Origin of the sequence: Nodosilinea sp. LEGE 07298, assembly GCF_015207265.1 — a bacterium.
Classification (GTDB): Bacteria; Cyanobacteriota; Cyanobacteriia; order Phormidesmidales; family Phormidesmidaceae; genus Nodosilinea.
In genome coordinates this window covers 1-13672 of record NZ_JADEXE010000183.1, presented here as the reverse complement: position 1 = coordinate 13672, position 13672 = coordinate 1, and the positions used below count along the sequence as shown (strand labels likewise).

The following is a 13672-nucleotide window of genomic DNA, read 5'->3' as shown; positions in this document are numbered from 1 at the left end:
GGGCTGTGCTGTTCCTGGGGAAAGATTGCCCCAAACTGAATCTCTAGGGGGTCGTTGCCCACCCCATAGGGATGCTGATTAGGCAGCGGCTTTTGCGCCCTGGCAAAGGTGGTAACAAATTGGGGCACTTTACGCGCCACAGCGCTGTACTTGAACAGATCGATCTGCGGTCCCCAGTTCCGGCATTCCTGCGCCTCCAGCCCCAGCCCCCGGAGATAGGGAACGGTTTCTTCCCCGAAGTAATCGGCATACTCCTGGGTGTCGAGCAGGGCATCGACCAGGGCCGGTAGCCCGCCGGTGGAAATCACGTCAAAATAGGTCTGAAATTCTTCTAAACAGCTCAGCCCGCGCCCTAAAAAGTGCCGACAGGCCAGCTCAATCACCCGGCTGATGGTAAAAGGTTCGTAGAACTCTCGGCGATACAGCCGCGATTTGCCCAGATGTCGGACGAACTCCTTCATTGAGAGCTGGCCGCTGCGCAGCTGAGACTCTAAATCGGTCAGGGCCAGACCGTAGGCGTGGGTGATATCGCGCTCAAAGACCTGGCGATAGGCGGCTCGAATCACCTCTTGCGTTTCGGTTTCAGACAGCCCCGGCTTGATCACCAGCTTGGGGGTAGGCAGGGCACTTTGGGCATAGCTCTGGGGTAGGGGCAGACCAGGGTGCAGTTTCGAGACCCCAAACCGCAGTTGGTTGTCCGGCTTTTCTACCAGGTAGTCGGTAATCAGCACCTCAAAATAGCGCTTCACCAGAGCCGCCGCCGCCTCATCGTTAGGAAAGCACAGGCTGGCCCGCCACTGCATATCTTGCAGCGCCACCACCGTGGCCAGGGTGACATCTTCAGGAATGACCCCCCGCAGCCCCCGCGCGTTGACGCTGAGAATGCTGGTGTCACCTGCCACAATGGCGTAGGTGACGTAGCGCAAAAACCAGGCCAGGTCTCGCATTGATCGCTTCATGCGAGCGGTGCCGTACTTACGGATGTCAATGGTGCGAAAGCGACTGGGGGTGCTGGGCCGACCTGAGGCAAATAGGGTCTTCACCCGGTCGATTAGCCCAATGGCGGGATCGGTTAAGCCCGCTTCCTGGAGGCTGGCGAAGGTTTTAGCCAGTCGACCACCGCCCCGCGCCCCAGCGGATAAAAAGTCTTCCCCCACGTAATAGCCCGATCCTGGCATACCAACGCGCTCGTCTGGCAAGTCGAGGTAGTCCATGGCCGACCCGCCCGAAAAAATCCGGTTGGCCCCAGACGCCACAATCGCATCGGCCTGCTGAGCCAGCACAGTCGAGATCTCCAGGCGCTTCAGCCCGGTACGAAAGAAGGCAGACAGCTGCTTGAACTCGCTCTGCTTAGGGTAGCGATCGCGCCGCTCGGCCTCGGCAATCACGGCAGTGGGCACAGTGTGAAAGGCTTGCGGATGAGTGAGGGGGCTGCCACCGTTAGTCCGATCAGTCATAGGTTTTCTCTGGTTTGGATGTTGGGTGTCGGGTAACAGGTGTAAGGTGCAAGGTATACGGTGCAAGGAAGGCCTTGAGCCTGAAACCTTGCACCTTGAACCGCATACCCTTCCTAAGGCGTCATTCCCTGAATCAGGTAGTCAAAATAAGGGCCAACTTCGGCTTTGTCTGCCACCGTCAATAGGTCAAGGGCGGCTTCCTTGAGGCAGCGCATGCATTCGACAACATTTCTCAGGGGAATTTCTAACGCGGTGTACATGGCTTTGGCCCCTTTGATGCCGCTCTCCTGAAGTGGGTCAATGTCGCCGACCACAACGGCATAGGTAATCAGGCGAATGTACCAGCCCTGATCGCGCACGCAGGAGGCCCGAAAGGTTCGGTTACCGCTATTGCTAGGGGTAACAGAACAACGCTGCCAAAACTTTTCGCTGCCCTTTTCAACAATTTTCTCGGCATTAGCCGTCAAGATTGAGGCAATGCGCAGGCGCTGACTGCCCGCTTCAAAAAAACCGCGCAGGGCATTGAGTTCGCCGTGGCTAAGGTAGCGGGCCTCGCGATCGGCATTGGCAATCGATTGAGTGATGATACTCATGGTTTGATATCAGGTGAGGGGCAAGGGGATGGGTGTCAAGTGTCGGGTGCAAGGTGTTAGGTGTCAGGTGCAAGGCAAAAGGCAGAACCGTGAACCTGATACCCAAAACCCGACACCCCCTGCCCTAACCCAACCCTGTACAGATATGGTCAAAGTAGAGGCTCATTTCTTTGCCCGCCTCGGCCCCCAACATTTCGGTGGTGACCTCTTTCATCGCCTGGACGGCCCGCACGGTGGCTCCCACCGGCACGCCTAGGGAGTTGTAGGTTTCGCGCAGGCCATTGAGCACCCGCTCATCCAGAATGGATGGATCGCCAGCCAGCATGGCGTAGGTGGCGTAGCGCAAGAAATAGTCCATATCGCGCACGCAGGCGGCGTAGCGGCGGCAGGTATACATGTTGCCACCCGGGGCGGTGATGTCGGTATAGAGCAATGATTTAGCCGTGGTGCGGGTGACAATGGTTGCGGCATTGGCGCTAATGGTCATCGCGGCTTTGGCCCGCAGCTCACCACTGTGAAAGTAGTTTTGCAGGCGCTCTAAGGAGCTATTGTCCAGGTATTTTCCCTGGGTATCTGAGGAGTTAATTAAGGTTGTGATAGCGTCTTGCATGGGTCAAATCCTCTCTTATAAAAAAGTAGTGCTGATTGGGGTTTTGGGTGCCGGGTTTCAGGTGTCAGAAATGGTGAGTTTATTATCGCGGGGTTGCACTAGTTGCGCAGACGGCGCGATCGCAAAACCCGACCAAACTAGCTCTGGTGTTGGGTAACCCTGCGTTTAACTCAAGCTACCTCTACGATTTTGCCAATCAATTGACTGCAAACCTGACGGCTTTTTTCCTATGGCCCGGCTCACGACCTGGTTCCTTTTGGCTGCGTAGAGCCCTAAGACAGGGAGTGAATAATCAAGTCAAAGTAGGGGGCCACTTCGGTGGCATCTTCTTCGCTCATAAGAGACATGGCTTCTTCTTTGAGACAGCGCATACATTCGGTAATGTTGCGAATGGGAATTTCTAGGTTGTTGTACATTTCTTTAATGCCAACGGTGCCAATTTCTTCTAGCGGTCTTTCGCTGCCTGCCAAAATAGAGTAGGCAATCAGACGTACATACCAACCCTGATCTCGCTGACAAGAGGCTGTTTTACGATCATTACCGCAGTTACTGGGGGTGTTGGGGCAGCGCTCCCAAAACCTGGCGCTGCCATTTTGCACAATGCGCTGTTCATTTTCGGCCAGCACTTTTGCAATGCGAATCCGCTGGTCACCAGTTTTTACAAAATCTTGGTAAATGCGGATTTCCTTTGGAGCCGGATAACGGGCTTCACTATCTGCATTTAAGATGAGTTCGGTTACTAGGCTCATGGTTAATCTTGCCTCCGGGAGTATGGACTCGATTTAAACGGGCAAATATCTATGCACGGATGCCGCAGACTAGCTAGCTTCAACCAATCTAAATTCCTTAGGCAAAAGGATATAAATAAAGGATTTGGATTGGTGAGTCTTGCGATCAAAAAATCGCAGAGCTAGAGTTTGATAGCTTTGCTCAGGGGTTCAAGCGTCTCGTTTTTATTAAGCTTGCTACCAAGACATGAATGTCTCCAATCAAGGATTAGTTAGCAGAATAGGCAATAAAAATGAAGAACCTATGAAAGTATGAGTCTCGCTTAAACAAACTACATAAATAAAAATGACCACAATGATTGATATAGATGACCTGGGGATAAACGCCTGATCGCAAGAGTGCAGGCCATTTTTGCAGATGTCTAGCGTCATTCCCACGCAGGTGGGAATCCATGCGGGAGAAAGATGCCTGCTGTGGATTCCCGTCTGCACGGGAATGACAGATCGACTAGCCGTCGGAATGATGAATTTACAAATTTGGGATGCACTCCGATCGCGATTTGCCGCCGAAAAAAGTCCCCTTCTTCCCAGGAACTTCAGAATTCAGTGATTTAATGCAGGCCTATCTTCAGTACCTGGATGGCTACATCTGGGGTCGTCATGCCCAGTCCAGTTCTGGCTCTGTCGTTTTCTTTCCGGCGGCACTCCACACCTGAACTTGGGCGAAGCTTAATAATTTACTGCCAGGTTTTCAAAATGAGATATCGCACATTTGTTGCCGTGGCCCTAGTCCTCTGTTTGGGGCTGCTAACGGCCTGCGGCGGTGGCCCCCAGGTGGACAATGGGGCCTTGAGCTATGAGCAAATCAAAGGCAGCGGGCTGGCCAACCTTTGCCCCCAGATTGATGAAACAAGGCGAGATGCGATCGCCCTAGCCTCCAACCAGTCTTACACCCTAAAGGATCTGTGTATGGAGCCCAGGGCCTTTCTAGTCAATCAAACCCCTTTGGTAAAGCGGCAAAACACTAAGTTTGTGCCCAGCAAAATGCTCACTCGGGCCAGCTTCACTATTGATCAAGTTAGCGGCACCCTGATGGCAAACCCCGCTGGCGGGCTCACCTTTGTAGAGCAGAGCGGCTTCGATTTTCAGCCCGTTACGGTGCAGCTACCCGACGGGGAACGCGTGCCGCTGCTGTTTACAATCAAGGGATTAATCGCCCAGACCCCTGCTGGCACCAGTAGCATCAACCCCGCCACCCAGTTCGAGGGGGCATTTCAGGTACCCTCCTACCGCACCGCCGGATTTCTAGACCCCAAAGGTCGAGGGGTGACCGTTGGCTATGACGCTGCCGTGGGTCTGCCCAGTCAGGCCGACAGCGAATCCTTCCGACGCCCCAACACGAAGGTCTTTGAAATGGGGCAAGGTACCCTAAAGCTGCAAGTTAATCGGGTCGATCAAAGCACTGGGGAAATATCGGGACTGTTTGAGAGCATTCAACCCTCAGATACCGATTTTGGGGCCAAAGACCCGGTAGATGTAAAAATTCAGGGGATATTTTATGCCCGGCTTGAATCAGCAACGGCCTAAGGTTGTTGCTCGAAGATAACTTCCCTGTATTAGGCAAACAACCATTTGCCCCTACGGTAGAACGACTCGTAAGCGGGGTATTTTCTTTGCTGGAAATCTCCTAACTAAACCAAATCCAAGTCCAGATGCGGAGGTCTACCGGTGGGGCAATTACAGATCCCGAACTGGACTTGGTATGTAAGGGCCACCCGCAAAGTTTGTCGCCGAGTGTTGTCTGAGCACTCCTGACTGGGCACAGCCTCGCTGTGCCTTTCCCTATGGCAACTACCCAGCCATATTCACAGCAAGACTAATATCACCAACCGCAGACTGTTTCTGCAAGGAGAAATAACTCATGTCTAACTACACAGCTGACGAGCCCAAGACCTACCCTATCTTTACGGTGCGGTGGCTAGCGATTCACACCCTGGCGGTGCCAACAGTATTTTTCCTGGGTGCGATCGCAGCCATGCAATTCATCCAGCGCTAGCGCCCGACAACCCCAAGACACCAAAAACCGGGTTCTAGAGAAGAGGACACCACAAGGGTTGTCATCCCTATAAACCCGGTTGATTCCAGACTTACAACCAGTACTTGACCCAATGGTCTCAGGCAGGCCGTACACCTAAAACCTTGAACCTAAAACCGTGAACCCCATGAATCTAACTAGCCCCCTAACGCCCTGACTTACCGCTAGCCCACTTAGGGCCAATAATATTGGGCTGTACCAAGATGTGACCAGCAACATCCACCAGGTCTGCTTCGGTGAGATTCTTCATTTTTGGGAATAAATCGGCCCTTGCCGTGGAGGGATGGAGTTCTTCGAGAGAAGCCATGCCATCGTAGGTCATTGGGTTATTGAGATAACCAACCAGCGCCTCTAAATTGTTGCGAGGTGGCGTAGCTAAGGCTAACACCCGAGGCCCTAGATCGACATCGGGGTTGGTTTTGGTAATGCCATCCAAATGGCACTGGGCACAGTTTTTATTAAATTTCTTCAATCCATTAGTCAATTGCTTTTCAGTTAGCGTAGTGGTCTCTCCAGAAGCATTGAGGGGCAATGTACGGGCTGCTTTGTCGATTTCGATGGCAAAAGCCGAGTCGACGGGCCAATAGATCATGAAAACTGCCACCAGCGCCACAATTAGAAAAAGATGCTTCAGAATATATCTTTCAAAAAAGTGAGTCATTAAATTACTCCTGAAAGCTGCTTCACAGCATCGAAACTATCATAATTGTTGGACTAATTGCTTTTTAATAGCTTGCTTAAAATATTTCTTTAGATACTAAAAATCATTAATAAATATTTTCAAATTAGTTGGTTTATCTTCTTAGTTTTCATCAAAAATTCATTTCTTTATGTTTGTACCAGAAATTGTGCCAGAGATACAAAAAGCTCCCAGGCTGATGGGTGAACCAAGCCCTAAGAAATCTTGGGCGGCTTGACTGACAAAACTCTCGAAATCTTGATTCCGCCGTAGGTTGGGTTAGCGATAGCGTAACCCAACAAAACTAGTGCTAGCGCTGGATTTCGTAACCTCAAGCCAACCTACGGGGCAAACCTTTGTCAGTCGATCAGAAGCTTGGGTGGCCTCACTCTAGGTATAGGTTATCTGGACGCCTTGTGCTGCAAGGATTTGAAGTGTAACTTTCCTTAAAGTAGATCTTCGTCTTCATCAGTTTTTCATTTTCTTTTCCTATTGTTAGGTCTTAATTGAGCACGGCCAGTTAAGCCGATCTGGCGAGGGTTTGCTGTTTAAGCAAGATCCTAGACGCCCGGCAGACATTAACTGCGATGGGCTAAGTTGGCCGCGTCCAGCTCATTGTGTATAGGGCTGCTCCAGTCAGTTTTAGTTGACGATTAACTATCGCCAAACGATAAATTAACTCCCGGATGAGGCTAGAAACGCTTCACCCCAGGTCGAGTTGAGGAGGTTGAAAATGACCTCCATTCCTGCTGTAGTGCGTCTCAAACTGCTGTCAACTTGGCAGCTCCCTATGGTCGAGAGAGGAATTTTCTATGATCACACAGCTTGGTAGAGCGACTGCCATCAATCGCCCTGGCCAACTTGAAGTCTCAGAGCCTAATCAGGCAGTGGGTGCCCGGTTAAGAGGTAGGCGAGTCAATCGTTGGGAGCGCTTTTGTCAATGGGTTACCAGTACCGAAAACCGGATCTATATTGGCTGGTTTGGGGTACTGATGATACCCACTATGGCCACGGCGGCAGTGGTATTTGTGCTGGCGTTTATCGCGGCCCCAGCGGTTGACCTAGACGGCACCGGGCGGGCTATTTCTGGAGCTTTGCTAGACGGCAATAACCTGATCACCGGGGCTGTTGTGCCGACATCGGCCGCCATTGGGTTGCACTTTTACCCAATTTGGGACGCGGCCTCGCTGCAAGAGTGGCTCGTCAATGGTGGCCCTTACCAGCTGATTGTGCTGCATTTTCTGATTGGCATCATTGCCTACCAAGACCGGGAGTGGGAGCTTAGCTACCGCCTAGGTATGCGGCCCTGGATTTCTCTGGCGTTTACGGCTCCGGTGGCGGCAGCGGTATCGGTGCTGCTGATCTATCCCGTGGGTCAGGGGAGCTTCTCATCGGGCATGCCCCTGGGGATTTCGGGCACGTTCACATTTATGCTGCAATTTCAGGCCGATCACAATATTTTGGCGAATCCCTTCCATCAGCTGGGGGTGATCGGGGTGTTCGGCGGGTCGTTGCTCTGTGCTGCCCACGGTTCATTGGTGACCTCGGCGGTAATTCGCCAGGGCGTTGGCGAAGCCTCTGCTTTGGAGAATAGCCCCTCGGGGTGGAAGAAACCCGCTTGGGCCGCAAGACCTCACCAAACCTACAGCTTTGACCATGCCCAAGCCAACCAGGAAAAGCTGCTCTGGCGAGGCATGAGATTCAAAGATTCGCGATCGCTGCACTTTTTTCTAGCGGCCTTTCCCGTGGCGGGAATTTGGTCGGCAGCGATGGGGGTCGATATGGCGGCCTTTGGGTTCGACCGCTTCTCGGGCTGGTCTGCGGAGGGCTATCTCCAAAAGACCGTAGTGCCCACCTGGGCCGACATTACCACCCAGGCCAACCTCGGCATTCGGGCGATGAAAAGCAGCCCTGCGGATCCGTTTCCCCTTTGGCTAGACGCTGTCTCGGAGACCAGCTTAGAAACAGATGACATCCCCCAGGACAGCCCTGGCCAGGTCTGCTCGCCTGATTGGGAGACAGTTTGTTAGCTTTCTCTTCACCTTTTTTATCCGTGGCGTTAGCGACCGACTAATGATTTGTTTAGTAAAGGAGTGTTTTTATGACAACCAGTCCTTCGAAGCAAGGGCAGCAGGTTAGGGTTGTCGTCGATCAAAATCCGGTGCCGACATCCTTTGAGCCGTGGGCCAAACCGGGACATTTTGATCGCACCCTGGCGCGGGGACCCCAAACCACCACCTGGATTTGGAATCTCCACGCCGATGCCCACGACTTTGATAGCCACAGCAGCGATCTGCAAGATATTTCGCGCAAGATTTTTTCGGCCCATTTTGGTCACCTGGCGGTGGTCTTCCTGTGGCTCAGCGGTATGTACTTTCACGGGGCCAGGTTTTCTAACTTCTCCTCATGGATGGCCGATCCTGTCCATACCAAGCCCAGTGCCCAGGTGGTTTGGCCGATCTTTGGCCAAGAGCTGCTCAATGCCGACATGGGCGACGGGTTTCGGGGTATTCAAATTACGTCTGGGCTGTTTCAGATGTGGCGGGGCGAAGGCTTTACCCACGAGTTTCAGCTGTTTTGGACAGCCATGGGCGCTCTAGTCATGGCCGCCCTGATGCTGTTTGCGGGCTGGTTTCACTACCATGTGCGCGCCCCCAAGCTGGAGTGGTTTCAAAATGTGCAGTCTATGCTCAACCACCACCTGGCGGGGCTGCTGGGGTTAGGCTCCCTAGGCTGGGCTGGGCACCTGATCCATGTGGCGGTGCCGACCAATCGGCTGCTGGATGCGGGAGTCCCTTTGGGGAACATTCCCTTACCTCACGAATTTATTCTCAACAAAGCGTTAATGGCGGAGTTATATCCGAGCTTTGTCCAGGGATTAGCGCCTTTTTTCACCCTGAACTGGTCGGCCTATACCGACTTTCTCACCTTTAAGGGAGGGCTGAACCCGGTCACCGGGGGGCTGTGGATGACTGATATTGCCCACCACCACGTGGCGATCGCAGTCTTATTTATCGTGGCGGGGCACATGTACCGCACCAACTGGGGCATTGGCCACAGCATCAAAGTCATGCTAGAAGATGCCCGCACCCCAAAGATGCTGCCCTTTTTGAGCTTTATTGGGCCGGTGGGGCACCGGGGCCTGTTTGAGGTGTTGACCACCTCTTGGCACGCCCAGCTGGCGATAAACCTGGCCATGCTGGGGTCGCTCAGCATTATCGTGGCGCAACACATGTATGCCATGCCGCCCTATCCCTATTTGGCCACCGACTACGCCACGGTGACCTCGCTCTTTACCCACCATGTCTGGATTGGCGGTTTTTTGATTGTGGGGGCCGCCGCCCACGCCGCCATCTTTATGGTGCGCGACTATGACCCGGCCCAAAACGTCAACAACGTGCTCGATCGCACCCTGCGCCACCGCGATGCGATCATTTCGCACCTGGCCTGGGCCTGTCAGTTCCTGGGGTTCCACAGCTTTGCTATGTACTGTCACAACGACACCATGCGGGCCTTTGGCCGCCCCCAAGACATGTTTTCAGACACGGGCATTCAGCTCCAGCCGATTTTTGCCCAGTGGGTGCAGCACGTTCAAACCATGGCGGTGGGGGCCAGCTTGCAGGCGGCAGAGCCCCTGGGCAATGTATTTGGCGGCCTGCGCAACATTGATCTGGCGGGGATTGGGGTGACGGCCCCCGGCCTCAGCGGCCCGGTCAGCCACGTGTTTGGCGGCGGTGTGGTGGCGGTCGGCGGCAAAGTAGCGATGATGCCTATTCCCCTGGGCACCGCCGATTTTCTCATCCACCACATTCACGCCTTCACCATCCATGTGACGGTGCTGGTGCTGCTCAAGGGGGTGCTGTTTGCTCGCAGTTCTCGCCTGATTCCCGACAAAGGCGAACTGGGCTTTCGCTTCCCCTGCGACGGGCCGGGGCGGGGCGGCACCTGTCAGGTGTCGGCCTGGGACCACGTGTTTTTGGGGCTGTTCTGGATGTACAACTCCCTGTCAATTGTGATTTTCCACTTTTTCTGGAAGATGCAGTCGGATGTGTGGGGCACGGTCAATGCCGACGGCACCATCGCCCACATTACCGGCGGCAATTTTGCCCAGTCGTCGATTACAAACAATGGCTGGCTGCGAGACTTTCTCTGGGCCCAGGCCAGTCAGGTGATTGGTTCTTACGGGTCGGCTCTGTCGGCCTACGGGCTACTGTTTTTGGCCGGGCACTTTGTCTTTGGCTTTAGCCTGATGTTTTTGTTCAGCGGTCGCGGCTACTGGCAAGAGCTAATCGAGTCGATTGTCTGGGCTCACAACAAGCTCAAGATCACCCCGGCGATTCAGCCCCGCGCCCTCAGTATTACCCAGGGTCGGGCGGTGGGAGTTGCTCACTATTTGCTGGGGGGCATTGTCACCACCTGGGCCTTTTTCCTGGCCCGCATGGTGGCGGTGGGGTAACCCCAAACTACCGAATCACACTGCGTTGTTTGACCTTCGTATCTGTTTTGAAATGGCGACAAAATTTCCAAAATTTAGTCAGGATTTGCAGCAAGATCCGACCACCCGTCGGCTCTTCTATGCGATCGCAACCGCCCATGATTTTGAAAGCCACGATGGCATGACGGAGGAGAATCTGTACCAGCGGATTTTTGCCTCCCACTTTGGTCACCTGGCCATCATCTTTTTGTGGATTTCTGGCATTTTGTTTCACGTGGCCTGGCAGGGCAACTTTGAGCTGTGGATCGAAGATCCCCTCAATACGTCCCCCATTGCCCACGCCATTTGGGATGCTCAGTTTGGCCCGGCTGCGATCGCGGCCTACACCCAAGCCGGGGCGATGAACCCGGTCGATATCTGCTATTCCGGGGTGTATCACTGGTGGTACACCATCGGCATGCGCACCAATAACGACCTGTTTACCGGGGCCATGTTTTTGCTGCTGCTGGCCGCCGTCATGCTCTACGCGGGCTGGCTGCACCTCCAGCCCCGGTTTCGGCCCAGCCTCTCCTGGTTTAAGAATGCCGAATCGCGGCTCAATCACCACCTAGCTGGGCTGTTTGGGGTCAGCGCCCTGGCCTGGACGGGGCACCTGGTGCATGTGGCCATTCCCGAGTCACGGGGCCAGCACGTGGGCTGGGATAACTTTTTGGCGGTGCGCCCCCACCCAGAGGGGTTGGCCCCGCTGTTCTCGGGTAATTGGGGGGCCTATGCCCAAAACCCAGATACCGCCGGGCATCTGTTTGGCACCGCCCAGGGGGCAGGTACCGCCATGCTGACTTTTTTGGGGGGCTTTCACCCTCAAACCGACTCCCTGTGGCTGACGGATATGGCCCATCACCACCTGGCGATCGCGGTGATTTTCATTGTCGCCGGGCACATGTACCGCACCAACTTTGGCATCGGCCACAGCATCAAAGAAATGACCGAAGCCCTCCAGGGGCCGGGGTGGAAGGGGTTCTTCATTGCCCCCCGCACTGGCCGGGGCCACCAGGGCATCTACGACACCTACAACAATTCCCTGCACTTTCAGCTGGGTTGGCACCTGGCCTGCCTGGGGGTGGTCACCTCCCTGGTGGCCCAGCACATGTACGCCATGCCGCCCTATGCCTTCATGGCCAAAGACTACACCACCATGTCGGCCCTCTATACCCACCACCAGTACATCGCTGGGTTTTTGATGCTGGGGGCCTTTGCCCACGGCGCGATCTTTCTGATTCGCGACTACGACCCAATGGCTAACCGCGACAATGTGCTGGCCCGGGCGCTCGACCACAAAGAGACGATCATCTCCCATTTGAGCTGGGTTTCGCTGTTCCTCGGCTTTCACACCCTCGGCCTCTATGTGCACAACGACTGCGAGGTGGCCCTGGGCAGCCCCGACAAGCAGATTTTGGTCGAGCCTGTGTTCGCCCAGTGGATCCAAGCCACCCACGGCAAAGCGCTCTATGGCATTAGCACCTTGCTCTCAAACCCCGACAGCATTGCGTCTACCGCCTGGCCCAACCACGGCAATGTCTGGCTGCCCGGCTGGCTAGAGGCGATCAACAGCGGCACCAACTCGCTGTTTTTGACCATTGGCCCAGGGGACTTTTTGGTGCACCATGCGATCGCTCTCGGCCTGCACGTCACCACCTTGATCTTGGTCAAGGGAGCCCTAGATGCCCGCGGCTCAAAGCTGATGCCCGACAAAAAAGACTTCGGCTACAGCTTTCCCTGCGATGGCCCCGGTCGCGGCGGCACCTGCGACATTTCTGCCTGGGATTCGGTTTACCTGGCCACCTTTTGGATGCTCAACACCCTGGGTTGGGTGACCTTCTACTGGCACTGGAAGCACCTCGCCATTTGGTCGGGCAACGTGGCTCAGTTTAACGAAAGCTCCACCTATTTAATGGGCTGGTTCCGCGACTACTTATGGCTCAACTCAGCCCAGCTGATCAACGGCTACAACCCCATGGGCACCAATAACCTTGCCGTATGGGCCTGGATGTTTCTGTTTGGGCACCTGGTCTGGGCCGTCAGCTTCATGTTCCTGATTACCTGGCGGGGCTACTGGCAAGAGCTGATCGAAACCCTGCTGTGGGCTCACGAAAACACCCCCCTCTCCTTTGGCTATCCGAAAGATAAGCCCGTAGCCCTGTCTATCGTGCAGGCCCGCCTGGTGGGGCTTACCCATTTCACTGTCGGCTACATTGCCACCTACGGCGCATTTCTAATTGCGTCTACCTCTAGCCGATTCCCTTGACACCTTTGGCCGGGGGGCTGCTCTCCATCTCCCCGGCCCCAAGCTGCGGACTCTCCTTCGCAGACCAGTCCTGGCCGAGGTTCAGCGGCCAGGACTTTCCCCCATTCCTAAGTCCCCAAGATCTAAGTTACGAGGCAAGACCATGACCAGCGCACCATCATCCGTCTGGGCCGATGCCTACGACTATGACGATCCGATTAAGCCTTACCAAGGCAACCCCCAACTCGGCAATCTGGCCACGCCAATCAACAGTTCTGGCCTAGTTAAGACCTACATCAACAACCTGCCCGCCTACCGCCCCGGCCTCAGCCCTTTTTTACGGGGGCTAGAAATTGGCATGGCCCACGGCTACTTTTTAGTCGGGCCGGAGGTTGTGGTTGGCCCCCTGCGCGAAACCGCCCATGGAGCCAATCTCAGCGGACTAATCACCGCTATCTACATCACCGTTTCCGCCTGTTTGGGCATCTCTATCTTTGCCCTGGCCACCTTCCAGGGCGACCCCGGTGGTGCCTACAACTCCCATTCCAGCGATCGCCTGCGCCCTCTGCGCAACAAAGATGACTGGTTTCAGCTGTGCAGCGGCATCTTGCTCGGCTCCATGGGTGGAGCAATCTTTGCCTACGTCCTGCTCGAAAACTTCGACGCCCTCGATGCCATGCTGCGCGGTGCAGTGAATGTGAGCTAGGGGGAGAAGGTGTACGGTTTACGGTGCAAGGCAAAAGGCGGAACCGTAAACCCGAACAACCCACCCCTGCCCCTCCCAGGAGGGG

Annotated in this window: 12 protein-coding genes; 7 read left to right on the top strand and 5 right to left on the bottom strand. The window is 54.9% G+C overall.

The window, feature by feature from the left end:
• The 4 genes from IQ273_RS35920 to apcD (IQ273_RS21585) all read right to left on the bottom strand — a co-directional run.
• Window positions 1-1457, bottom strand: a 1457-nt coding sequence (locus tag IQ273_RS35920) for a phycobilisome rod-core linker polypeptide (protein ID WP_194025230.1), incomplete at its 3' end; no start/stop codon positions are given.
• 113 nt (window positions 1458-1570) lie between these two features.
• On the bottom strand, window positions 1571-2050 hold the full coding sequence (gene apcD, locus IQ273_RS21595) for an allophycocyanin subunit alpha-B (protein WP_194025229.1): 480 nt from the start codon (window positions 2048-2050) through the stop codon (window positions 1571-1573).
• Between the two features lie 124 nt (window positions 2051-2174).
• Complete coding sequence (gene apcB / locus IQ273_RS21590) at window positions 2175-2660, bottom strand: allophycocyanin subunit beta (RefSeq protein ID WP_194025228.1); 486 nt, start codon at window positions 2658-2660, stop codon at window positions 2175-2177.
• Between the two features lie 272 nt (window positions 2661-2932).
• Window positions 2933-3409 carry an allophycocyanin subunit alpha-B gene (gene apcD / locus IQ273_RS21585; protein WP_194025227.1) on the bottom strand — a complete coding sequence of 159 codons (477 nt, stop codon included), beginning with the start codon at window positions 3407-3409 and terminating at the stop codon, window positions 2933-2935.
• 521 nt (window positions 3410-3930) lie between these two features.
• On the opposite strand from apcD (IQ273_RS21585), the gene IQ273_RS21580 reads away from it, so the two are divergent.
• The 3 genes from IQ273_RS21580 to psbF all read left to right on the top strand — a co-directional run bounded on the left by IQ273_RS21580 (window position 3931) and on the right by psbF (window position 5444).
• Complete coding sequence (locus IQ273_RS21580; protein ID WP_194025226.1) at window positions 3931-4104, top strand: hypothetical protein; 174 nt, start codon at window positions 3931-3933, stop codon at window positions 4102-4104.
• Between the two features lie 40 nt (window positions 4105-4144).
• Window positions 4145-4975 (top strand): photosystem II manganese-stabilizing polypeptide, encoded by an 831-nt coding sequence (locus IQ273_RS21575; protein ID WP_194025225.1) that lies wholly within the window; start codon window positions 4145-4147, stop codon window positions 4973-4975.
• A 334-nt stretch (window positions 4976-5309) separates the two neighbouring features.
• The gene (gene psbF / locus IQ273_RS21570) at window positions 5310-5444 is read left to right on the top strand and encodes a cytochrome b559 subunit beta (RefSeq protein WP_194025224.1); all 135 of its coding nucleotides are present in this window, start codon (window positions 5310-5312) and stop codon (window positions 5442-5444) included.
• 184 nt (window positions 5445-5628) lie between these two features.
• Here psbF and psbV read toward each other — a convergent pair whose 3' ends face one another.
• Window positions 5629-6144: a photosystem II cytochrome c-550 gene (gene psbV, locus IQ273_RS21565; RefSeq protein WP_194025223.1), complete on the bottom strand. Its 516-nt coding sequence runs from the start codon at window positions 6142-6144 to the stop codon at window positions 5629-5631.
• Window positions 6145-6974: 830 nt separating this feature from the next.
• On the opposite strand from psbV, the gene IQ273_RS21560 reads away from it, so the two are divergent.
• From IQ273_RS21560 to IQ273_RS21545, 4 genes are all read left to right on the top strand, one after another.
• Complete coding sequence (locus tag IQ273_RS21560) at window positions 6975-8192, top strand: photosystem II q(b) protein (protein WP_194025222.1); 1218 nt, start codon at window positions 6975-6977, stop codon at window positions 8190-8192.
• 71 nt (window positions 8193-8263) lie between these two features.
• Window positions 8264-10618: a photosystem I core protein PsaA gene (psaA, locus tag IQ273_RS21555; protein ID WP_194025221.1), complete on the top strand. Its 2355-nt coding sequence runs from the start codon at window positions 8264-8266 to the stop codon at window positions 10616-10618.
• A gap of 52 nt (window positions 10619-10670) precedes the next feature.
• Entirely contained in the window at window positions 10671-12902 is a 2232-nt protein-coding gene (gene psaB / locus IQ273_RS21550; RefSeq protein WP_194025220.1) for a photosystem I core protein PsaB, read from the top strand.
• Between the two features lie 142 nt (window positions 12903-13044).
• The gene (locus tag IQ273_RS21545) at window positions 13045-13587 is read left to right on the top strand and encodes a photosystem I reaction center subunit XI (protein WP_194025219.1); all 543 of its coding nucleotides are present in this window, start codon (window positions 13045-13047) and stop codon (window positions 13585-13587) included.
• Window positions 13588-13672: the final 85 nt, after the last annotated feature.